The organism is Actinokineospora baliensis, assembly GCF_016907695.1.
In the GTDB taxonomy this organism is placed as follows: Bacteria; Actinomycetota; Actinomycetes; order Mycobacteriales; family Pseudonocardiaceae; genus Actinokineospora; species Actinokineospora baliensis.
Window position 1 is genome coordinate 6,350,180 of the sequence record NZ_JAFBCK010000001.1, and the last position, 21,283, is coordinate 6,371,462.

Consider the following 21,283-nt stretch of genomic DNA (forward strand, 5'->3'; position numbering starts at 1 on the left):
CGGGTCGAGCGGCGTGCCACAACCGGGCGTTGTGGGGGTACGGTCGGGCCGTGGACCTCGATGCCGTGCGGACCTTCGTCGCCGTCGCCGGGAGTGGGCAGTTCCAGGCGGCCGCGGACGACCTGGAGATCACGCAGCAGGCGGCGTCGAAGCGGGTGGCCGCGCTGGAGCGGGAACTCGGGGTGCGGCTGTTCGCGCGGATCGCCAGGGGTGTCCGGCTCACCGTCGACGGGCAAGCGCTGCTGCCCCACGCGCGCGAACTCCTGCGCGCCGCCGAACGCGTCACCGCCGCCGTGACACCCGGGCGCCGGGCACTGCGCGTCGACGTGGTCAGCCGCAGGATCGCGCCGTCGCACGCGCTGCGCGCCTTCTACCAACAACGCCCCGGCATCGAACTCGACGTGGTGGCGCTGACCAACGCCGACGCCCGCGCCGCGCTCGCGGAGGTCAGCGCGGGCACCCTCGACGCCACCTTCCGGTCGCTGCGGACCACAACCGTCCCAACAGGACTGAGCGCCGCACGGGTCATCGACGACCGGCACGAGCTGCTGGTCGGACCCCGGCACCCGTTGGCGGACAACGAGACCGTGACCCCAGCCGAGCTCACCGACCACCCGATCTGGATGCCGGGCATGTCCGACCCCGAGCCGCTGGGTTACTACGACGACCTGGCGGCGGCGTTCGGGCTGACCATCGACACCGTGGGACCGATGTTCGGCATCGAGGCGCTGCTCGCCGAGATCGCCGACTCCCCCCGGCTGGCCATGCTCGTCGGCGAGGGCTCGCGCTACCTCTGGCCCGAGAGCTACGACCTGCGCCGCGTCCCGGTCACCGACCCCACCCCGGTGTACCCGCTGTCGGTCGTCTGGCGGACCGACAACCCGCACCCGGTGCTGGCCGACCTGCTCGACCACCTCCGCACCGGGTACCGGCCGTCCGGGGACACTTGGGCGCCGGACTGGGCGCGCTGACCCTCAGCGGATGCCCGCGGCGTCCATGCCGCGCAGTTCCCGCTTGAGGTCGTGGATCTCGTCGCGCAGCCGGGCGGCCAGCTCGAACTGCAGGTCGCGGGCGGCGTTCATCATCTGGTCGGTGAGCTGCTGGACCAGGTCGGCCAGCTCCGCCCTCGGCATCGACTTGACGTCGCGGTCGGACACCAGGCCCGCCGACTTGGTTGACCCCGCCTCTCCGGTGGCCCGCTTGCCCCGGGAGGTGTTGCGGCCGGACCCGCCGATCGGCACCGGGTCCGCCTCCTCGGCCTCGGTGAACACGCGGTCGAGGATGTCGGCGATCTTCTTGCGCAGCGGCTGCGGGTCGATGCCGCGCTCGGTGTTGTAGGCGACCTGCTTCTCGCGCCTGCGGTTGGTCTCGTCGATGGCGTGCCGCATCGAGTCGGTGATCTTGTCGGCGTACATGTGGACCTCGCCGGAGACGTTGCGCGCCGCGCGGCCGATGGTCTGGATCAGCGAGGTGCCGCTGCGCAGGAAACCCTCCTTGTCCGCGTCGAGGATGGCGACCAGCGAGACCTCCGGCAGGTCGAGGCCCTCGCGCAGCAGGTTGATGCCGATGAGCACGTCGTAGTCACCGGAGCGCAGTTGCCGCAGCAGTTCGATGCGGCGCAGGGTGTCGACCTCGGAGTGCAGGTAGCGCACCCGGATGCCCAGCTCCAGCAGGTAGTCGGTGAGGTCCTCGGCCATCTTCTTGGTCAGCGTGGTGACCAGCACCCGCTCGTCGCGCTCGGCCCGCACCCGGATCTCGTGCACCAGGTCGTCGATCTGGCCCTCGGTCGGCTTGACCACGACCTCGGGGTCGATCAGCCCGGTCGGGCGGATGACCTGCTCGACGAACTCGCCTGCCGCCTGGCCCATCTCGTACGGGCCGGGCGTGGCGGACAGGTACACCGTCTGGCCGATCCGCTGGGTGAACTCCTCCCAGGTCAGCGGCCGGTTGTCCACCGCGCTCGGCAGCCGGAAGCCGTGCTCGACCAGGTTGCGCTTGCGGGACATGTCGCCCTCGTACATGCCGCCGATCTGCGGCACCGTCACGTGCGACTCGTCGATGACCAGCAGGAAGTCGTCCGGGAAGTAGTCGATCAGGGTGGCGGGCGCGGTCCCGGCGGCGCGGCCGTCGATGTGCCGGGAGTAGTTCTCGATGCCCGAGCAGAACCCGACCTGGCGCATCATCTCGATGTCGTAGGCGGTGCGCATCCGCAGCCGCTGCGCCTCCAGCAGCTTGCCCTGGCGCTCGAGCTCGGCGAGCCGCTCCTCGAGCTCCGACTCGATGCCGCCGATCGCGCGCTCCATCCGCTCCGGACCGGCCACGTAGTGCGTCGCCGGGAAGATCCGCAGCTCGTCGCACTCGCGGACGATGTCGCCGGTGAGCGGGTGCAGGTAGTACAGCTTGTCGATCTCGTCGCCGAAGAACTCGACCCGGATGGCCAGCTCCTCGTACGCCGGGATGATCTCCACCGTGTCGCCGCGGACCCGGAAGGTGCCCCTGGCGAAGGCGATGTCGTTGCGGTTGTACTGCACGTCCACCAGCGCGCGCAGGAACGTGTCGCGCTCGACGGCGCCGCCGACGGCCAGCCCGATCGAGCGGTCCAGGTAGGACTGCGGGGTGCCGAGGCCGTAGATGCACGACACGGAGGCGACCACGATCACGTCGCGGCGCGAGAGCAGGCTCATCGTCGCCGAGTGCCGCAGCCGCTCGACGTCGTCGTTGATCGACGAGTCCTTCTCGATGTAGGTGTCGGTCTGCGGGATGTAGGCCTCGGGCTGGTAGTAGTCGTAGTAGCTGACGAAGTACTCGACCGCGTTGTCCGGGAAGAACTCCCGCAGCTCGTTGGCCAGCTGCGCGGCCAGCGTCTTGTTCGGCGCCATCACCAGCGTGGGCCGCTGCACCCGCTCGACCAGCCACGCCGTGGTGGCCGACTTGCCGGTACCGGTGGCGCCCAGCAGCACCACGTCCTGCTCGCCCGAGGTGATCCGGCGCTCCAGCTCGTCGATGGCGGCGGGCTGGTCACCGGCGGGCTGGTAGGGCGCGGCCATCCGGAACTTCCCGCCCGCGCGCGGGATGTCGCTGACTGGCCGGTGCTCGGAGTGGGCGAGCACAGGTGCGTTCTGCTGGGATTTCTCGGTCGCGAAAGCCACAGAACGAGACTACGCCCGCCCACCGACAATCCCGGATGGGCGGCGGTCAGCTGCAGTCGCAGCAGCACCCGTCGCAGCAGCAGCCGTCTCCGCAGCAGTTGCAGCACGAACAGTCGCAGCTACCGCAGTCGCAGCCGGTGCACCAACCCGACTTGGGTTCGCCGGTCCAGGGGTCGTGGTACGGGTCGGCGCAGCAGTACTGGCAGGTGCAGCACAGCACCAGCGCCACCCCGCAGCCCGGCACCGTAGACCGCCTCTTACCCCACTTCGGGCCTTGGCCGTGACCGTGTTGGGGCGGGGTGGGCGTCAACGGCACGTGCCCGGGTTGGTGGCTGGCTTCGAGGTGGCCGAAGGTGCGGTGCACGGCCGCGTCGAGTTCGTGCACTAGAAGGGCGTGCACCAGCTTCTGGTCGTCGAACTCCGCTTCGCGTAGAGCCAGCCGGACCCCGAGCACGGCGTCGTCGCACAGCCGCCGCGCCTCGGCCAGGTCCGTGCCGGTGGCCGTCAGCGGGTTCCACGCACCGGTCTCGGCGTCGGCGTCGCGGTCCTCGACCGCGTCGAGCAGGTGCGCGACCCGCCCGAACATCCGCCCGGCCTCGGCCAGCGGCGCGGCGTTGTCCGGACGACCGGTGAGTACCGCGGTGTGCGCGAACGCGGCGGCCGTCGCCGTCTCGGTCGGCTCGGTCGCCAACAGCACCGAGGACCCGGTGGCCAGGCCGGACTCCAGCTCGCCCTGCCTGCCGACGGCGTCGAGCAGCACGGCGGTGGAGAACCCGATCCGCTCCCCCGTCGCCGCGCCCTGCCTGGCCCAGCGGGTGGCGACCCGGCGGGCGACCCCGGCGACCGGGGCCTTGCGGAACGCGCCGTCACCGTCGTCGACGTGGTCGCGCACCTTCGCCGAGGCGAGCACCAGCGACACCGCGGCGGCCAGCCGGGCACCCGCTCCCTCGGCGACCGGCGCCGGGCGCATCCCGCGCAACGGGCACGGCCCCGCTACGCGGCGCCCGCCCACGCTGGGTGACTGCGCCTCGACCAAGGCGGACACGACGAGCCCGTCGTAGTTGGTGACCGTCCGCGCGAGGTGCCCGTGGTCGTCGCGCAGCGCGAGGCACAGTCCACAAAGGTGGGCCATCCACGAAGTGCGCAAGGTCGGCGACAACCGGTGCCGACAGGGCCGAAGGATCCCGAACACGCTGACTGACCTCCACGAACTCCCACGACCGATCGGGGCGGGAGCCTAGCGCGCATTCACCCGTACGGGGGGCAAAAACCCTCCGAAAGGTCTGGGCTTTGCCCGGGGCGCTGGGCACGATGGCGACATGCGCGCATCAACCGAACCGGTCCTCGGTGATCTGCCCATCCCACCGTCCCGTCAGGACGAACACGCCCACGAGATCCACCCGCCGAAGGTGGAGCTGTTCGACCCGGCGGCGATGACCAACACCGACCCCAAGGGGTTCGCCCGTGCGGTGGAGGTCTACCGCGAGACCCCGGACGGCCTCTACATGTCGCGCCCGGTGGACGGTCACCACCGGATCGCGCACTTCGAGTCGCTGCTGCTGCCCGAGGCGGGCCTGCGGGTGTCGAAGTGGCGCCCGCGCCCGGGGGTGGACCTCGGGCACGACTTCTACATCGACGTCGTGGACATCACCCGCGACGGCCGGGTCTGGCGCACGGTCGACCTCTACCTCGACGTGCTCGTGCGCACCGGCCGCGACACCCGGGTGGAGGACTGCGACGAACTGCTGGCGGCGTTCCGCGCCGGGCTGGTCGACCTGGCCACCGCCGAACGGGCGATGGCCCGCGGCTACGCCCTGGTCGCCGAGGTCGCCGAGACCGGGCACGACGTGGACCGCTGGCTGGCCACCACCGGCGTCCCCGCGCCCTGGCGGTCGCAGACCCGGCCGTGGCAGACCTGATAGTGGCCAGGGCGACGCTGGGTCAACGGTCCGGGACCGCGCGCGTCGAAATATCGCCCAACCGATAGCTGAGCGCACACGATCTGTGACATAACGAATCGACCCCGGTAGTCACAGAACGCACGTTCCCGACTACGCTCTGGCCGCGTGGGCACGGCCATCACCCCGCAACTGGTCGACGTCGTCGACACGGTCACCGCGGTTCGCAGCTACTCCTCCGGGATGACCCGGACCCTCCGCACCTGCCAGGTCGAGCGCTGGGGCCTGCGCATGGAGTGCCCGACCCCGGAGGACCCGTTCTCCGACGCCGAGGTGACCTGGCTGCTGCCGCACCTGAACCTGCGGCTCACCCAGAGCAAACCGCGCTCGCGGCACGCCAAGGGCAGCCCCAGCGTGCTCACCGCGGTCCGCGTGCACCGCGACGGCCGGACCTGGCGGACCACCGACCTGCTGCTCGGGCTGGCCGCGCCGGGCGGGACGACGGCGCGGATCGTGCGCTCGGAGGAGTTCGCGGCCGCGGTCGCCGGGCGGGTGCTGCGCGTCGGCGACGCCGACCTCGCGCTGTGCACCGTGCACCAGACCCTCGAGGAGCTCAGCCGGTTCCGGCACGACCTGTCGTCCTGGCTGGCCTACAAGCACGTGTTCGAGGTCTGGCCCCCGTATTAGTCGGCCGTCCAGCCGGTCGCCGCCGCCCACTGCTCGGCCCGCTGGATCGCCTGGTCGAACCACCGTTCCTTCGCGTCGCCGTAGGCGGGGATGGTCGCGTGCTCACCCGCGACCGACCGCTTGAGCCGCTCGTAGTCGGCGCGCGCGGCCTCGTCGGCGCGCAGCCAGGCCGGGAACAGCAGGCTGAGCCGGGCGAACGGCGAGTCCACCGCCCGCACGTGCACGTTCGCCCACCGCCCCGGGTCGACGCCGACGTGCACGTGCTTCGGGGTCTCCGGCGAGCCGGGCGGGTGCCCGATGTCGCTGTCGAAGCCGTGCGCGCGGGGGAACCCGGCGTTCGAGAGCGCCTCGGCCAGGGAGTCGTCGAGCACCGGTACGGTGATCTGGAAGTCCAGGATGTCCTTGGCGGCCAGGCCGGGTACCGACGTGGAGCCGATGTGGTCGACGCGTAGGGCGGCGTCACCGACGGCGAGGCGGAGCCGGGCCAGCAGCCGCTCGGCCTGCGCGGGCCAGGTCAGGTCGTAGTCGACGATGCGCGGCGCGCCGCGGCTGAACGGGCGGCGGAGCCGGATGTTGGCCTCGTACGGGGCGAGCCGGTCGGTCCACAGCGCGTCCACCACCGCCCGGGTCTCCTCCGGGGTTCCCGCGTTGGACAGCCAGATGTCAGCGGCCGCGCGCCGGGCGTCGTCGTCGGCCTGCGCGGCGATGCGGGCACGGGCGTCGGACTCGGCGAGCCCGCGGTGGTCGACCAACCTGCGCACCCGCTCCTCGACCGGGGTGTCCACGACGATCACCAGGTGGTAGAGCGCACCCATGCCGTTCTCCACCAGCAACGGCACGTCCTGCACGACCACGGCGTCCGGCGGCACGGCGGCGACCAGTTCGGCCGTCCGCTCGCGCACCAGCGGGTGCACGATCGCGTTGAGCCGCAGGCGAGCGGCCTCGTCGGTGAACACGATGCCCGCCAGCTTCGGCCGGTCCAAAGCACCGTCGGCGGTCAGCACCTCCGGGCCGAACTCAGCGGCGACCGCAGCGAGGCCGGGCGTGCCGGGGGCGACGACCTCCCTGGCGACCCGGTCGGAGTCGACGACGACAGCTCCGTGGTCGGCCAGCCTGGCCGCCACGGTGGATTTCCCGGACCCGATCCCCCCGGTGAGGCCGACGCGCAGCATGGGGTCGCATTCTTCCACCACCGAGTGGTTCGCGGGTGAACTGTTGACAGGACCCGCCCAGGACACGCCGACCGGTTGCCCCGATTTGCCACATCCGCCGGCTACGGTGTGGCAAGGGCGATCACCCAAGCGGAGGAACGACATGCGCGACACGAGGCGCCGCGGACGGCACCGGCTCGGCACGCCGGGCCTGGTGCACTGCACCGAGTACGTCAGCGTGCCCGTGCACGCCTCGTGGTGGTCGATGCTCCTGGCCCCCGCCCGCCACAGCCTCGCCGGTCTCCGCCGCAGGGCAGCCGCGGCCGCCGCCGAACGCGCCTGGGCACCCCAGGTCCGCACCGCCTAGCGTTCGGTCAACGCCAGGTCGGCCAGCTTGGCGACCTGTTCCGCTGTGGCCAGGCTCGGCTGGGCGCTCACCGACACCGTGATCTTGCCGTGCGCTACGACGACCGTGCGGGTTGTGCCGTCGAGTAGGAAGCCCTTGTCCAGGCCGACCTGGATCTCCTCGGGGGCGATGCCGTTGTCGCGTTCGGTGTCGACGGTTTCCTGGATGCGTTGGGCGGCCGCCGTGCTGTCGGTGTAGGCGGCCATGCCGACGGTCAGGACGGCGGCGGTGGCGGGTTGGTTCTGGGGGATGCCGTAGTAGCAGTCGAGGCGGCCGGTGCGGCCGATCTTGGGGAGGGCGACCCCGGCCACGACCTCCGTGCGCCCGGTGATGACGGTGTCCACTGTGGCGTCGAGGTCGGCGCGGGTGAGGACCTTGGCGCAGGTGGTCGGGAGGGTGCGTTGGGTGCGCGGCTTGGGGGTGGTCGTGGCGAACGTGGGGATCTCCGGTGCCTTGGGGGCCGCCGGGGGCGCGGAGGTGCACGCCGCCAGCGCCAAGAGCAGGGGCAGCAGCAGGGTCCGCATCCGCAGACGGTAAGCCCCGCCGCGGCGTCGCGAAAGTGCACGATGGGCGCATGCGCTTGGGCATGGTGACGCTGGTGGTGCGCGACTACGACGAGGCGGTGGCCTTCTACGCCGGTGTCCTCGGGTTCCGGTTGGAGCAGGACACCGACCTCGGCGGGCGGAAGCGGTGGGTGGTCCTCGACGCCGGGCCGGTGCGGCTGCTGCTGGCGGAGGCGGCCGCGCCGGAGCAGGCGAAAGCGATCGGCGCACAGGCCGGGGGCCGGGTGGGCTGGTTCCTGGAGTCCGAGGACTTCGCGGCCGATCACGCGCGGCTCGTCGCGGCGGGGGTCGAGTTCGAGGAGGAGCCCCGGCAGGAGGCGTACGGCACCGTCGCGGTGTTCCGCGACCTCTACGGCAACCGGTGGGACCTGCTCCAAAGCCGAAGGCCCCGCACCGGTGCCGGTGCGGGGCCTTCGGAGGACTTCAGCTAGCTCACACGCCGCCGGAGAGCTTCTCGCGCAGTGCCGCGAGCTGCTCGTCGGAGGCGAGGGTGCCGCCGCTCTGGGCGGGCTTCTCGCCGCCGCCGGTGGAGGAGTAGTTCTGCTCCCCGCCGCCGGTCGCCGCGGCGATGACGCCCTCGGCCTCGGCGGCCGCGTCGGCCTCCGCCGCCTTGGCGATCTGCTTCATGTGCTGCTCGTAGCGGGCGTGCGCGTCGGCGTACTGGCGCTCCCACTCCTCGCGCTGCTTCTCGAAGCCTTCCTGCCACTCCTGGGTGTCCGGGTCGAAGCCCTCGGGGTAGATGTAGTTCCCCTCGGCGTCGTACTCGGCGGCCATGCCGTACTGGGTCGGGTCGAACTCGGTCTCGGTGGTGAAGCCCTCGTTCGCCTGCTTGAGCGACAGCGAGATGCGGCGCCGCTCCAGGTCGATGTCGATGACCTTGACCATGACGTCGTTGCCGACCTGCACGACCTGCTCCGGGATCTCCACGTGGCGCTCGGCCAGCTCGGAGATGTGGACCAGGCCCTCGATGCCCTCGTCCACCCGGACGAACGCGCCGAACGGAACCAGCTTGGTGACCTTGCCCGGCACGATCTGGCCGATCGCGTGGGTGCGGGCGAACTGGCGCCACGGGTCTTCCTGGGTCGCCTTCAGCGACAGGGACACGCGCTCGCGCTCCATGTCCACGTCGAGCACCTCGACGGTGACCTCCTGGCCGACCTCGACGACCTCGGAGGGGTGGTCGATGTGCTTCCAGGACAGCTCCGAGACGTGCACCAAGCCGTCGACGCCGCCGAGGTCCACGAACGCACCGAAGTTGACGATCGAGGACACGACGCCCTTGCGGACCTGGCCCTTCTGCAGCTGGTTGAGGAACTCGCTGCGCACCTCGGACTGGGTCTGCTCCAGCCACGCGCGGCGCGAGAGCACCACGTTGTTGCGGTTCTTGTCCAGCTCTATGATCTTCGCCTCGAGCTCGCGGCCCACGTACGGCTGCAGGTCGCGCACCCGGCGCATCTCCACCAGCGAGGCGGGGAGGAAGCCGCGAAGACCGATGTCGAGGATGAGACCACCCTTGACGACCTCGATGACCGTGCCCTTGACCGGCTCGTCCGACTCCTTGAGCGCCTCGATCGTGCCCCACGCCCGCTCGTACTGAGCGCGCTTCTTGGACAGGATCAGGCGGCCCTCCTTGTCCTCCTTCTGGAGAACGAGGGCCTCGACCTCGTCACCGACGCTGACCACGTCGGCTGGGTCGACATCGTGCTTGATCGACAGCTCGCGCGAGGGGATGACGCCCTCGGTCTTGTAGCCGATGTCGAGCAGGACCTCGTCCCGGTCGACCTTGACGATCGTGCCCTCAACGATGTCGCCGTCGTTGAAGTACTTGATCGTCGCGTCGATCGCGGCGAGGAACTCCTCCTCGGACGCGAAGTCGTTGATGGCGACCTGCGGCTTCGGCGCGGCCGCAGCCGGGACAATGGTGGTGTCGGTGGACATTAGGTAGGTGGCTCCGGTACGGATTGGGGTCGCTGGGTTCAGTTCTGGGGCGCCGCGGGATCGGGCCGCCGACGGACACCCGGAGAACAGGAACCAACACCGCCAACGCCACGCCACCCCGGACCATTCCCGCCAGGGCTTCCCAGCGGTCGGAAAACCCGGGGCAGCGCGGTACCACCGCGCGGATGTATCCTACGCGGCCCCAGGAGAGCCGGGCAAACCCGGGGTACCCTCCTGCCGCCCGCGCCCCCGCACGGCAGGATGGCCCGGTGGCGAGCGAGACCAGCGCGGAGCGGGCACTGGGGACCACCGGCGTGGCGCGGATGAGCGTGGGGTCGGCCGAGTCCGTGGCGGCGAACATCGCCTGGTGGGACGCCGACGCCGACGACTACCACCGCGAGCACGGCGAGTTCCTCGGCGTCAGCGACTTCATGTGGTGCCCGGAGCGGCTGCGCGAGGCGGAGGCGGGCCTGCTGGGGCCGGTCGCGGGCAAGGACGTGCTGGAGGTCGGCTGCGGGTCGGCGCCGTGCGCGCGCTGGCTGGCCGACCAGGGCGCCCGCGTGGTGGGGCTGGACCTGTCGAGCGGGATGCTGCGCTACGCCGCCGCCGCCAACACCGCGACCGGGACGCGGGTGCCGCTGGTGCGGGCCAACGCGGAGCGGCTGCCGTTCGCCTCGGGGTCGTTCGACCTGGCCTGCTCGGCCTTCGGCGCGGTGCCGTTCGTCGCCGACGTGCGGGCGGTGTTCAGCGAGGTCGCCAGGGTGCTGCGGCCGGGCGGCACGTGGACGTTCGCGGTGACCCACCCGATGCGGTGGATCTTCGCCGACGACCCGGGGCCGGACGGGCTGCGGGTCAGCGGGTCCTACTTCGACCGGACCCCGTACGTGGAGGTCGACGCCGAGGGGGTGCCGACCTACGTCGAGCACCACCGCACGCTCGGCGACTACGTGCGGGCGCTGGCCGCGGCCGGGTTCGACCTGTTCGACCTGGTGGAGCCGGAGTGGCCGGAGGGGCACACGCAGCAGTGGGGCCAGTGGAGCCCGCTGCGCGGCGAGCTGTTCCCGGGGACCGCGATCTTCCGCTGCCGCCGGTGACCGCCCCGCTGGTGCGCGCGCAGTCGGCCCGGTTCGCCGCGCTCGACCCGCTGCTGCCCGCGGTCGTCGACCCGCCGCCGGGTGAGGTGATCACGGCGGCCCTGGCCGACGGCGAGCGGGTGGCAGGCGTGATCACGAAGACCTCGGCGGACCCGGGGACGCCGCAGACGCTGTGGTCGGCCGCGCAGGTGTGGGAACTGCACCCGCTGGTCGGTTCGGCGGGGCGGGCGGGCATCGACGGCCTGCTGCGCCGGTGGCCCTCGATCGTGGCCAGGGTCGCCCCCGGCCGGGACTCGGCGTGCGTGGTGACCTGGCCCAGCCGCGACGTCGAGGCGACGGCGGCGTTCCTGGCGCACGGGTTCATCCCGCTGGCCGTGCTCGCGGTCCGGACGGGCCGCGCGCGACCGGGCGGCGAGCAGACCGGGGCCGCGATCCGGCGGGCGACGGCGAGCGACCTGGACGCGCTGGTGGCGTCGGCGATGGCCGAGGTCGAGTACTCCTCACTGGTGGGCGGCGCGGTGTTGCGGGCGGGCGCGGCGAGCATCAAGCGGGACACCCTGCGCCGCCACCTCGCCCAGGGCGACCCGGTGTGGATCGCCGAGGTCGACGGCGTCCCGGTCGGCCACGTCGAGGGGTGGCACACGAACTCGACGGCGGGCTCCTGGGCGGAGACGCGGGTGCGGCACGGCCGCTGGGGTTACGTGAACTGCCTGTCGGTGCTGCCGTCCGCGCGCGGCACCGGGGTGGGCCGGGCGCTGATGGACGTCGCCCACGCCGCGCTGCTGGGGCCTGGCACGGCCGGGTCGTTCCTCTACTACAACCCGCCCAACCCGGTGTCGCCGGTGTTCTGGGCACGGCAGGGCTACCGGCCGCTGTGGACCGTCTGGGAGACCCGGCCCGCGGGCGCGGTGCGATAGAGGGGTCAGCCGAGAAGGTCGAGGCTGACCACGACCTGCAGCGCGCCGAGCAGCGCGATCACGGCGGCGGCGACCCGCCAGTGCGGCGCCTTGTCGGCCTCGGTCTCCCACTTCATCGCCATCGCCCAGGCGATGGCGATGGCGCCGATGCCCGCGATGACCCCGCCGATGTTGAGCGACTCGTCGACGACCACCTGGCCGTTGACCTTCCGCGTCTCGGTGATGCCGACGAAGAACAGGTACGGGACGAGCGCACAGGCCAGGCCCGCGATGAGCAGTTTGAGCTGTCTTGTCACGCGAGCTCGGATGGTCCGATTCGTCCGGTGGTTCCCCCGATCGGGTCACCGGGATCACCCCCGGCCCGGTTGCGGTCCGGTCGACCGCGGCGCAGTATTTGAACTGACCGGTCAGTTCAAAGGAGGCGGCATGGAGGTCTACGCGGACCAGGTCGTGGTCACCGGCGCGCACGGGCGGCTCTTGGAGCCGACCTCGCTGCGGGTGCGCCCGGGCGAGGTGGCGGTGGTCGCGGGCGAACCCAATGCCGGGCATACCGCGTTCGGCCTCGCGCTGACCGGTCGGATCACCCCGTCGGGCGGATCTGTCACCCCGTCGGCGGACGAGCTGCGGGCGCACGCGGTGCTGGTGGACGCCCCGGAGGTGACCGCGCCGGAGCCGAACCTGCGGGTCGCCGACGTGATCGCCGAGGAGTTGGCGCTGGCCGGTGCCCGCAGCGGCCGGAGCACCGTCGCCGAGTTGCTCACCGAGCACGGCCTCGAGGCGGGGACCCGGTTCGAGGACGTCCCCGGCGGCGCGCGGGTCGCGTTGCTGACCGAGCTCGCCGCCCGCAGGCCGGGCGCCGAACTGCTGGTGCTCGACACCCCCGACCGGCACTCCAGCAACCCCGCCGACTGGCTGCCAACCGCGATGGCACAGGCACGAGACGGACGCGCCGTCGTCGTGCTCTGCGGCACCTCCACCGCGCTGCGCCTGCCCGTCACCCCAGCCCGACTCGGCGAGTCGGACCAGCCCGCGCCCCTGGAGCCGACCCTGTGAGTGTCTTCCGCCTCGCCCGCAACGAACTCCGCCGGGTCAGCTCGGGCACCCTGCCCAAGTTGGCCGTCTTGGCCCTAGTGCTCGTGCCGCTCCTCTATGGCTCGCTGTACCTCTATGCCAATGCTGACCCTTACAACCGGCTGGACAAGATCCCGGCGGCACTGGTGGTGACCGACAAGGGGTTGGTGCGCGCGGATGGCACCCGGGTCGACGCGGGCCGCAAGGTGGCCGACGAGCTGAAGGCGTCCGGCAAGTTCGACTGGCGGGAGGTGGACGCCAAAGCGGCCGAGGACGGCGTGCGCACCGGCGAGTACACCTTCTCGATCACCCTCCCGGACGACTTCTCCGCGTCGCTGGCGTCCTCGTCGGACTTCGCCCCGCGCCAGGGGATGATCACGGTGACCACCAACGACGCCAACAACTACCTGGTCGGCACGATCGCCGACCGGGTGGTCAGCGCGGTGCGCGAGTCGGTGGCGGCGTCGGTCGGTACGGAGGCGGCGGAGAAGTTCCTGGTCGGGTTCGGCACCGTCTACGAGCGGACCCAGCAGGCGGCCGACGGTGCCGCGCGGCTGGCCGACGGCGCCGCCCAGGCCAACTCCGGCGCGACCCAGTTGGCGACCGGCCAGCGCGAGCTCGCCGACGGCGCCACCCGCCTCGCCGACGGCGCGACCACGGCCGCGACCGGCGCGAAGAAGCTGTCGACCGGCCTGGACACCCTGCAGACCAAGACGAAAGACCTACCCGCGCAGGCGACGGAGCTGGCGACCGGGGCGCGCAAGGTCGCGACCGGCAACGACCAGGTCGCCCGCACCGCGGAGACCATGTCCGCCGCGGCTCAGAAGGCCGTCGACCACCTCGGCGAGCTCGACTCGGCGATCGCGGCGAAGCTGCGCGACGCCGGGCTGTCCTCCGGCGACGTCGACCAGGTGTTGGCGCAGCTGCGGACCCTGCGCACCCCGGTCGAGCAGGCGAACACACAGGTCAAGTCCGCGAGCGGGCAGCTTCGGGCGCTGGCGACCGGCGCGGACCAGGTCGCGGGCGGAGCCGAAGCGCTGGCGACGGCGGCACCCGCGCTCGCGGGCGGCATCTCGGACGCCGCGGCGGGCGGCCGTGAGCTGGCGGCGGGCACGACCAAGCTCCGCGACGGCGCTGTGACGTTGCGCGACGGCGAGAACGCCGCGGTGACCGGCGTCGACCAACTGGTAGCGGGAACCAAGTCGCTGTCGGACGGCTCGGTGCAGCTGCGCGACGGTCTCACCGCCGGGCTGGGCCAGATCCCGCACCCCGACGACGCGACCCGCGACGCCACCGCCAAGACCATCGGCGACCCGGTGTCGGTGCACACCGTCGGCGAGAACAGCGCGGGCAGCTACGGCGCGGGCCTCGCCCCGTTCTTCCTCGGCCTGGCGCTGTGGATCGGCGCGTTCGTGCTGTTCCTGCTGATCCGGCCGCTGTCGGCGCGGGCGCTGGCCGCCGGTCACTCGGCGGCGCGCACGGCGCTGGCGGGCTGGCTGACGCCCGCGGCGCTCGGGGTGGCGCAGGTCGTGCTGATGTTCGCCGTGGTCACCACCGTGATCGGCATCCACCCGGCGCGGCCGCTGGCCACGCTCGGGTTCCTGGTGCTGACCTCGCTGACGTTCGTGTCGGTGGTGCACGCGCTCAACGCCGCGCTCGGCCCGGTCGGCAAGTTCGTCGCCCTGGTGGTGCTGATCTTGCAGCTGATCAGCGCTGGCGGGACCTTCCCCTGGCAGACGCTGCCGGACGCGCTGATCCCGCTGCACCGGGTGCTGCCGATGGGGTACGTCGTCGACGGGCTGCGGCACCTGCTCTACGGTGGCGCCGCCGGCGGCATCGGTGCGGACGTGGGCGTGCTGCTGGCGTACCTGATCGGAGGGCTCGTGGTGTCGACCTTCGCCGCGCGCAGGCAGCGGGTGTGGACCGCGGCGCGGCTGAAACCGGAACTGGTCTTGTGAGCGGGCCCGCGCGGACCGGCGCCACGAAGCGCAAGCTGTTCGACGCGACGCTGCGGCTGGCCGGTACCCGGGGCATGGTCGGGTTGACCGTGGACGAGATCGCCGCCGAGGCTGGCGTCGCGAAGGGGACGGTCTACTACAACTTCGGCAGCAAGGACGGGCTGATCGACGCCCTCCTGCGCTATGGGGTCGACCTGCTCGCGGCCCGGCTGCGCGCGGCGGACGGGTCTGCGGCGGACACGCTGACCGCGCTGATCGACGGCATGGTCGGCTTCTTCGCCGAGTACCCGGCGTTCGCGCAGCTGCTGGTCAGCGAGCTGTGGCGGACACCGGGGCAGTGGCGGGAGACGTTGACGCTGCTGCGCGCGGAGGTCACCTCGATCATCCGCGGCCACCTGGAGCGGCTGGCCGACTCGGGGGAACTGCCCGCCGGGGTCGAGGTGCCGACGGCGTCGGCGGCGCTGTTCGGGACGGTGCTGGTGGTGACCCTGGACTGGCAGGTGTTCACCCCGGACCGCACGGCGGTGCAGGTGCGGGACTCGGTGCTGGCGCTGGTGCGCGGCCTGCGCGCCGGGTGAGCGGCCCGCCCACCCGGCGGGCGCGGGTCAGTGCGCGATCAGGGCGCGGCGGGTGGCGCGCAGGATGCCCTCGGTGATCTCGGCGCTCGAGGGCCTGCGGGTGCGCCCCGCGTAGCCGACGGGGCTCAGCACGACGTGCTGGGTGGGGTGGTCCGGCAGGGCCGTTGTGGAGGGGCGGTCGTGGGCCTCGACGACAGGGGCACCCGGGGCCAGCAGCGGCTCCACCGCGCGGAGGGCGGGGGCGAGGGTGTCGTCGGGCAGCCAGGTGATGAGCAGCTCGGCGGGGTTGTCGATGATGCGGGCGGTCCGGCTCGCCAGCAGCTGGGGCTTGGACCAGTCGACCTCCACCCAGGTTGCCCTGCCGCAGCCGCTGTGGTGATCGGCCGCCAGCGGCGCGTAGTGCCTGCACGGCAGCACCACGTGCCACCCGTTGGCCACCAACCGCTCCGCGCACCCGGTGAGCATCCCGGTCCCGCCCATGACCAATGCCGTTCTCATCGCCACGCCGCCTCTCCGTGTCAGGCGGTGCCGTCCCCGCGGGTGTAGCGCTCGAAATGGGTCACCTGCTCCACCGGGATCCGGCTCCGCCAACCGTGTCGTTCCAGGTCCGGCACCTCCTGCCGCCGCTCGACCGGACCCAGGCACAGCCAGGCGACCGGGCGCACCGACGCGGGGATGTCCAGGAGGGACCGGAGGTGGTCCTCCTGGTAAAAACTAACCCAACCCACCCCCAAGTTCTCCGCCGTCGCGGCCAGCCAGAGGTTCTGGATCGCCAAGCAGACGGAGTAGAGCCCGGCGTCGGCGATCGCGTGCCTGCCCAGCACCGCGGGCCCACCCCTGGCCGGGTCGTAGGTGACCACGATGGACAGGGTCGACTCGAGGACGCCGTCGACCTTGACCCGCTCGAAGGTCGCCGCCCGCTCCCCCGTGAGCCCCGCGGCGAACCGCGCCCGCTCCTGCTGCACGTGCTCGTAAAACCCAGCCCTCGTCGCGGCGTCCCGAACCACCACGAAGTCCCACGGCTGCGACATCCCCACACTCGGCGCCGCGTGCGCCGCCCCCAACACCCGCCCCAACACCTCGTCGTCGACCGCCGCACCGGTGAACTCGGCCCGCACATCCCGCCGCATCGCAATGGCCTCGTAGACATCCACCCAGCCACCCTATGTCACCCGAACGAGCGGACTCGGTTCCCGAGTGGACAGTCTCCCCGCAGGCCCACATCCCGCCTGGCGCTTTCCCCGGCCACCTCGCTTGCGCCTTCGTGGCCGCCTTACGGGGCAGCCAGTCCGCCTCCCCCATCTAGCCGCGCGGCCCCGACTCAACCGCGCGTCCCGGTCTCCACTCGCCCCTGAGGCGCCACGCCGCCACGCCGCCACGCCGCCACGCCGCCACGCCGCCACGCCGCCACGCCGCCACGCCGCCACGCCGCCACGCCGCCACGCCGCCACGCCGCCACGCCGCCACGCCGCCACGCCGCCACGCCGCCACGCCGCCACGCCGCCACGCCGCCACGCCGCCACGCCGCCACGCCGCCACGCCGCCACGCCGCCACGCCGCCACGCCGCCACGCCGCCACGCCGCCACGAGTGTCCAACCGGCACGCCCAGCCCCGTCAACGCCCTCAACCAGGTGAACTTCCTGCCGAGCTCCGTCCACTCCCCAGGTCGCTCTCCGTCCACAACGCCCCGAGTTGTCCACAGCTCTTCGCGCCGCCTTCCCGCGCCCCCAGACCCCGATAGACTGGCACCGGGGTCGGCCCCCGGAGAGGGTGGGGACTGGGACCCGCTCACCGCGCGGGCGCGCGAAGAGGGGGCGTGCGCGTAAGAGGGCCGTGCGTGCAAGGGGGGCGTGCGTGTAAGAGAGGCGCGTGCGCAAGAGGGATCAGTTGGGGGTGGAGAGTTCTCGGCCGGGGATGGGGCGGCGGTTGGGGTAGACGAGGACGGCGCCGCCTGCGGCGCCGCCGAGGAGGACTCGGCCGGGGTGGGGGCGGGAGCGGCCGGTGTCGATGATGACCTCGGTGTGCGGGGCCACGTCCAGGCAGACGCGGACCAGGGGGGCGTCGGCGGTGGCGGTGCCGGGGCGCCAGCCGTGGCGGCGGGTGGCGATTAGGCGGCGGGACCAGCGGGCGATGAGGATGGTGCCCGCGGCGGTGAGGCCGACGGCGGCCATGGTGGTGGCGAGTTCGACCGCGGTGAGGGCGAAGGGCGGGTCGGTCCCGGCTTGGGCGGTGGCGAGGCGCTCGGGGTCGGCGGGGTCGTAGGTGAGGGTGATCGGGTCGCCTGCCCGGATCGGCGGGTCGGGGACCAGCAGGGTCAGGGTGCGCACCCGCTCCTGGCCGTCCACGGCGAACCGGACGTCGATCGAGCCGGACGTGTGCCGGGTGCGGTCCACGACGGCGACAACCACGCCCGGCACGCGGACGCCGTCGGTGAGCAGGGTGGCGCGCTGGTCGTCTATGGCCGCGTCGGTCAGGCAGGCTGCGACGAACAGCAGCACCCCGGCGGCGAACAGCGCCACCGACCTCAGGAGCGCTCGGCGCACCGCGGCGGTCGCCGTCGCCGCGCCGAGCGAGCGTTGCCCTTCCATGCGCCCCCTCCCCGATCTGGGAGGATCATGGACTAGTGGGCGGCCTGGTTCCAGGACCGGCCGAACCCGACCGACACGTCCAGCGGCACCCGCAGGTGGAACGCGGCCGCCATCTGCGCCCGGACCAGGGTCTCGGCCCGCTCCCGCTCCCCCTCGGCGACCTCGAGCACGAGTTCGTCGTGGACCTGCAGCAGCATCCGGGTGCGCAGGTCGGCGGCGCCGAGCTCGCGGTGCACGTTGAGCATGGCGACCTTGATGATGTCGGCCGCGCTGCCCTGGATCGGGGCGTTGAGCGCCATCCGCTCGGCCATCTCCCGGCGCTGGCGGTTGTCGCTGGTCAGGTCGGGCAGGTAGCGGCGGCGACCGAAGATCGTCTCGGTGTAGCCGTCCTTGCGCGCCTTGGCCACCACCTCGTGCAGGTAGTCGCGGACCCCGCCGAAGCCCTGGAAGTAGTCGTCCATCAGGCCGCGGGCCTCCTCGGTGGAGATCCGCAGCTGCTGCGAGAGCCCGTAGGCCGAGAGCCCGTACGCCAGGCCGTAGTTCATCGCCTTGATCTTGGCGCGCTGCTCCTGCGACACCGAGGTCGGCTCGACGCCGAACACGCGGGCGGCGGTGGCGGCGTGGAAGTCGAACCCGGAGTTGAACGCCTCGATCAGCGCCGCGTCCTCCGACAGGTGCGCCATGATCCGCATCTCGATCTGGCTGTAGTCCGCGGTGAGCAGCTCGGCGAAGTCGCCGCCGACCACGAACGCATCGCGGATGGTGCGGCCCGCCTCGGTGCGGATCGGGATGTTCTGCAGGTTCGGCTCGGTGGAGGACAACCGGCCGGTGGCGGCGATGGTCTGGTTGAACGTGGTGTGGATGCGCCCGTCCTCGGACACCGACTTGATCAGGCCCTCGACGGTGACCCGGAGCCTGGTCGCGTCCCGGTGCTCGAGCATGTGCGCCAGGAACGGGTGCTCGGTCTGCTCGTAGAGCGTGGTCAGCGCCTCGGCGTCGGTGGTGTAGCCGGTCTTGGTGCGCTTGGTCTTGGGCATCTGCAGCTCGTCGAACAGCACGACCTGCAGCTGCTTGGGCGACCCGAGGTTGATCTCCTTGCCGATCACGTCGAACGCGGCCCGCTCGGCGTCGCGCACCCTGGCGGCGAACTCCGACTCCAGGACCGACAGCCGCTCGGTGTCGACCGCGATGCCGACCGCCTCCAGCTCGGCGAGCACCCGCAGCAGCGGCAGCTCCATGTCCGCCAGCAGCGGCGCCTGCCCGGTCTCGGCGAGCGCCGCGTCCAGCGCGTCGGCGAGCTCGGCGATGGCCCTGGCGCGCAGGATCTCCCCCGCGGCCAGCTTGCGCTCGTCCTCGCCCTCGTCGTCGAGCAGGGACAGCTGCTGCTCGCCGTCGGCGTCCTCGACGCGCAGCTCGCGCTGCAGGTAGCGCAGGACGAGGTCGTCGAGGTTGAAGGTGCGCTGACCGGGGCGGACCAGGTACGCGGCCAGCGCGGTGTCGGTGATCAGACCACCGACCGCCCAGCCGCGGTGGCGCACGGCGTGCAGCGAGCGCTTGACGTCGTGGGCCAGCTTGGGCGCGGCCGGGTCGGCCAGCCAGTCCCGGAAGGCCTTCTCGTCGTCCTCGGTCAGGGTGGTGACGTCGACGTAGAGGCCCTCGCCGACCGCGGTGGCCAGCGCGACCGACTTCAGCTCGACGGCCTGGCCGGACACGCCGGTGGCGGTCTCGCGGAAGGACAGTCCGATCCTGGTGCCCCTCGGCGCGTGCGTGGCCAACCAGCCGGGCAGCTCCCCCGCCGCGACGGCGCCGCCGCTGACCTCGAAACCCTCCTCGGCCTCGGGTTCGGCGGTCGACAGGGTCGCGAAGAGCCGGTCGCGCAGCACCCGGAACTCCAGCTCGTCGAACAGCCGGTGCACGGCGTCGCGGTCCCAGTCGCGCACCGCGAGGTCCTCGGGCACGACCTCCAGCGGCACGTCGCGGACCAGCTCGGTGAGCTGCCGGTTGAGCAGCACGTTGGCCAGGTTCGCCCGCAGCAGCTCCCCCGCCTTGCCCTTGACCTCGTCGACCCGGTCCACCAGGTCGCCGAGCGAGCCGAACTGCTGGATCCACTTGGTGATGGTCTTCTCGCCGACGCCCTTGATGTTGGGCAGGTTGTCGCTGGGGTCCCCGCGCAGCGCCGCGAAGTCCGGGTACTGCGCCGGGGTCAGGCCGTACTTGTCCTGCACCAGCGCCGGGGTGTAGCGGGCCAGCTCGGAGACGCCCTTCACCGGGTAGAGCACGGTGACCTCGTCGGTGACCAACTGCAGCGCGTCGCGGTCGCCGGTGCAGATGGCCACGTGGTACCCGGCGGCGGTCGCCTGCGTGGTGAGCGTGGCGATGAGGTCGTCAGCCTCGAAGTTGTCCTTGGCCAGCTTGGGGATGTTCAGCGTCTCGAGGACGTCCTCGATCAGGCTGACCTGCCCCTTGAACTCGTCCGGGCTGGCGCTGCGGTTGGCCTTGTACTCGGGGTAGTGCTCGGTGCGGAAGGTCTTGCGGGAGACGTCGAAGCAGACCGCGAGGTGGGTGGGCGCCTCGTCGCGCAGCAGGTTGATCAGCATCGAGGTGAAGCCGTAGACGGCGTTGGTGTGCTGACCGGTGCCGGTCTGGAAGTTCTCCTTGGGCAGCGCGAAGAACGCCCGGTACGCCATGGAGTGGCCGTCGATGAGCAGCAGCCGGGGGGTGGTACGGGTCTCAGTCTTCGCAGGCACGGTGCGAGTCTAGGGTGGGGCACCGACACCCATCGGAGGACCCATGAGCGGGATCGACCGCGACAAGCTGCCCGGGGTACGCCCGGACTTCGCCGACCAGTTCCTGCCGGACAAGCTGGGCATCGATGTCACCGACTGGACCCCGACCCGGCTGGTGGGGACCATGCCGGTGAAGGGCAACCTGCAGCCCTACGGCCTGCTGCACGGCGGCGCGAACGCGGTCCTGGCCGAGACGCTCGGGTCGATCGCCGCCGTCCTCAACTCCCCCTCCGGCAAACTCGCCGTCGGCCTGGAACTGTCCTGCACGCACCACCGGGCGGTCCGCTCCGGGGTCGTCACCGCGGTCTGCACACCGCTGCACATCGGCCGCACCACATCCACCTTCGAGATCGTCATCACCGACGACGAGGACCGGCGGACCTGTACGGCGCGCCTCACGTGCGTGTCCATCGCCAAGGCGCCGGGAGATCCTGGTCCTGCCTGACGCGGGTCGTTTCGGCTTCGCCGTTGGATCTTCGGCTCGTCGCTTCGCGCCTT

21 protein-coding genes are annotated in these 21,283 nt (G+C 72.2%); 11 read left to right on the forward strand and 10 right to left on the reverse strand.

The window, feature by feature from the left end:
• Window positions 1-50 precede the first annotated feature (50 nt).
• The gene (locus JOD54_RS28230) at window positions 51-971 is read left to right on the forward strand and encodes a LysR family transcriptional regulator (RefSeq protein ID WP_204454963.1); all 921 of its coding nucleotides are present in this window, start codon (window positions 51-53) and stop codon (window positions 969-971) included.
• Window positions 972-974: 3 nt separating this feature from the next.
• Here JOD54_RS28230 and uvrB read toward each other — a convergent pair whose 3' ends face one another.
• Complete coding sequence (gene uvrB, locus JOD54_RS28235; protein WP_204454965.1) at window positions 975-3,149, reverse strand: excinuclease ABC subunit UvrB; 2,175 nt, start codon at window positions 3,147-3,149, stop codon at window positions 975-977.
• A 46-nt stretch (window positions 3,150-3,195) separates the two neighbouring features.
• Window positions 3,196-4,341 carry a DUF5685 family protein gene (locus tag JOD54_RS28240; RefSeq protein WP_204454967.1) on the reverse strand — a complete coding sequence of 382 codons (1,146 nt, stop codon included), beginning with the start codon at window positions 4,339-4,341 and terminating at the stop codon, window positions 3,196-3,198.
• A gap of 127 nt (window positions 4,342-4,468) precedes the next feature.
• On the opposite strand from JOD54_RS28240, the gene JOD54_RS28245 reads away from it, so the two are divergent.
• Entirely contained in the window at window positions 4,469-5,068 is a 600-nt protein-coding gene (locus JOD54_RS28245) for a ribonuclease FAU-1 family protein (RefSeq protein WP_204454969.1), read from the forward strand.
• A gap of 147 nt (window positions 5,069-5,215) precedes the next feature.
• A complete protein-coding gene (locus tag JOD54_RS28250) occupies window positions 5,216-5,734 on the forward strand; it encodes a ribonuclease FAU-1 family protein (protein ID WP_204454972.1) in 519 nt (172 codons plus the stop codon).
• Here JOD54_RS28250 and coaE read toward each other — a convergent pair.
• Window positions 5,731-6,906 carry a dephospho-CoA kinase gene (gene coaE, locus JOD54_RS28255; RefSeq protein WP_204454974.1) on the reverse strand — a complete coding sequence of 392 codons (1,176 nt, stop codon included), beginning with the start codon at window positions 6,904-6,906 and terminating at the stop codon, window positions 5,731-5,733. The two genes, JOD54_RS28250 and coaE, sit on opposite strands and share 4 nt — an antisense overlap.
• Before the next feature lie 142 nt (window positions 6,907-7,048).
• On the opposite strand from coaE, the gene JOD54_RS28260 reads away from it, so the two are divergent.
• The gene (locus JOD54_RS28260) at window positions 7,049-7,252 is read left to right on the forward strand and encodes a hypothetical protein (RefSeq protein ID WP_204454976.1); all 204 of its coding nucleotides are present in this window, start codon (window positions 7,049-7,051) and stop codon (window positions 7,250-7,252) included.
• On the opposite strand, the gene JOD54_RS28265 is transcribed toward JOD54_RS28260, so the two are convergent.
• The gene (locus JOD54_RS28265; RefSeq protein WP_204454978.1) at window positions 7,249-7,815 is read right to left on the reverse strand and encodes a hypothetical protein; all 567 of its coding nucleotides are present in this window, start codon (window positions 7,813-7,815) and stop codon (window positions 7,249-7,251) included. The two genes, JOD54_RS28260 and JOD54_RS28265, sit on opposite strands and share 4 nt — an antisense overlap.
• Before the next feature lie 50 nt (window positions 7,816-7,865).
• Between JOD54_RS28265 and JOD54_RS28270 the strand changes: the two genes are divergently transcribed.
• Window positions 7,866-8,285 (forward strand): VOC family protein, encoded by a 420-nt coding sequence (locus JOD54_RS28270; protein ID WP_204454980.1) that lies wholly within the window; start codon window positions 7,866-7,868, stop codon window positions 8,283-8,285.
• 1 nt (window position 8,286) lies between these two features.
• On the opposite strand, the gene rpsA is transcribed toward JOD54_RS28270, so the two are convergent.
• The gene (gene rpsA, locus JOD54_RS28275; RefSeq protein WP_204454981.1) at window positions 8,287-9,792 is read right to left on the reverse strand and encodes a 30S ribosomal protein S1; all 1,506 of its coding nucleotides are present in this window, start codon (window positions 9,790-9,792) and stop codon (window positions 8,287-8,289) included.
• A gap of 323 nt (window positions 9,793-10,115) precedes the next feature.
• Between rpsA and JOD54_RS28280 the strand changes: the two genes are divergently transcribed.
• On the forward strand, window positions 10,116-10,886 hold the full coding sequence (locus JOD54_RS28280; protein ID WP_239575549.1) for a class I SAM-dependent methyltransferase: 771 nt from the start codon (window positions 10,116-10,118) through the stop codon (window positions 10,884-10,886).
• Window positions 10,883-11,803 (forward strand): GNAT family N-acetyltransferase, encoded by a 921-nt coding sequence (locus tag JOD54_RS28285; protein ID WP_204454985.1) that lies wholly within the window; start codon window positions 10,883-10,885, stop codon window positions 11,801-11,803. Before JOD54_RS28280 ends, JOD54_RS28285 begins: the two co-directional genes overlap by 4 nt.
• Window positions 11,804-11,808: 5 nt before the next feature.
• On the opposite strand, the gene JOD54_RS28290 is transcribed toward JOD54_RS28285, so the two are convergent.
• The gene (locus JOD54_RS28290) at window positions 11,809-12,099 is read right to left on the reverse strand and encodes a hypothetical protein (RefSeq protein ID WP_204454987.1); all 291 of its coding nucleotides are present in this window, start codon (window positions 12,097-12,099) and stop codon (window positions 11,809-11,811) included.
• A gap of 130 nt (window positions 12,100-12,229) precedes the next feature.
• On the opposite strand from JOD54_RS28290, the gene JOD54_RS28295 reads away from it, so the two are divergent.
• Genes JOD54_RS28295 through JOD54_RS28305 form a run of 3 tightly spaced genes read left to right on the forward strand, consistent with a single transcriptional unit; the run spans window position 12,230 to window position 15,410 of the window.
• Window positions 12,230-12,856: an ATP-binding cassette domain-containing protein gene (locus JOD54_RS28295; RefSeq protein ID WP_204454989.1), complete on the forward strand. Its 627-nt coding sequence runs from the start codon at window positions 12,230-12,232 to the stop codon at window positions 12,854-12,856.
• Entirely contained in the window at window positions 12,853-14,832 is a 1,980-nt protein-coding gene (locus JOD54_RS28300) for a YhgE/Pip family protein (protein WP_204454990.1), read from the forward strand. Before JOD54_RS28295 ends, JOD54_RS28300 begins: the two co-directional genes overlap by 4 nt.
• A complete protein-coding gene (locus JOD54_RS28305; protein ID WP_307860353.1) occupies window positions 14,829-15,410 on the forward strand; it encodes a TetR/AcrR family transcriptional regulator in 582 nt (193 codons plus the stop codon). Before JOD54_RS28300 ends, JOD54_RS28305 begins: the two co-directional genes overlap by 4 nt.
• Window positions 15,411-15,437: 27 nt before the next feature.
• Here JOD54_RS28305 and JOD54_RS28310 read toward each other — a convergent pair whose 3' ends face one another.
• The 4 genes from JOD54_RS28310 to polA form a co-directional block, all read right to left on the reverse strand.
• Window positions 15,438-15,914 carry a Rossmann-fold NAD(P)-binding domain-containing protein gene (locus tag JOD54_RS28310; RefSeq protein WP_204454992.1) on the reverse strand — a complete coding sequence of 159 codons (477 nt, stop codon included), beginning with the start codon at window positions 15,912-15,914 and terminating at the stop codon, window positions 15,438-15,440.
• Window positions 15,915-15,928: 14 nt separating this feature from the next.
• Window positions 15,929-16,564: a 5,6-dimethylbenzimidazole synthase gene (gene bluB, locus JOD54_RS28315; protein ID WP_204454994.1), complete on the reverse strand. Its 636-nt coding sequence runs from the start codon at window positions 16,562-16,564 to the stop codon at window positions 15,929-15,931.
• Between the two features lie 730 nt (window positions 16,565-17,294).
• Window positions 17,295-17,999: a DUF3592 domain-containing protein gene (locus tag JOD54_RS28320; RefSeq protein ID WP_204454996.1), complete on the reverse strand. Its 705-nt coding sequence runs from the start codon at window positions 17,997-17,999 to the stop codon at window positions 17,295-17,297.
• Window positions 18,000-18,031: 32 nt separating this feature from the next.
• Window positions 18,032-20,746 carry a DNA polymerase I gene (gene polA, locus JOD54_RS28325; protein WP_204454998.1) on the reverse strand — a complete coding sequence of 905 codons (2,715 nt, stop codon included), beginning with the start codon at window positions 20,744-20,746 and terminating at the stop codon, window positions 18,032-18,034.
• A 43-nt stretch (window positions 20,747-20,789) separates the two neighbouring features.
• On the opposite strand from polA, the gene JOD54_RS28330 reads away from it, so the two are divergent.
• Window positions 20,790-21,230 (forward strand): hotdog fold thioesterase, encoded by a 441-nt coding sequence (locus JOD54_RS28330; RefSeq protein WP_204454999.1) that lies wholly within the window; start codon window positions 20,790-20,792, stop codon window positions 21,228-21,230.
• The last annotated feature ends 53 nt before the right edge of the window (window positions 21,231-21,283 follow it).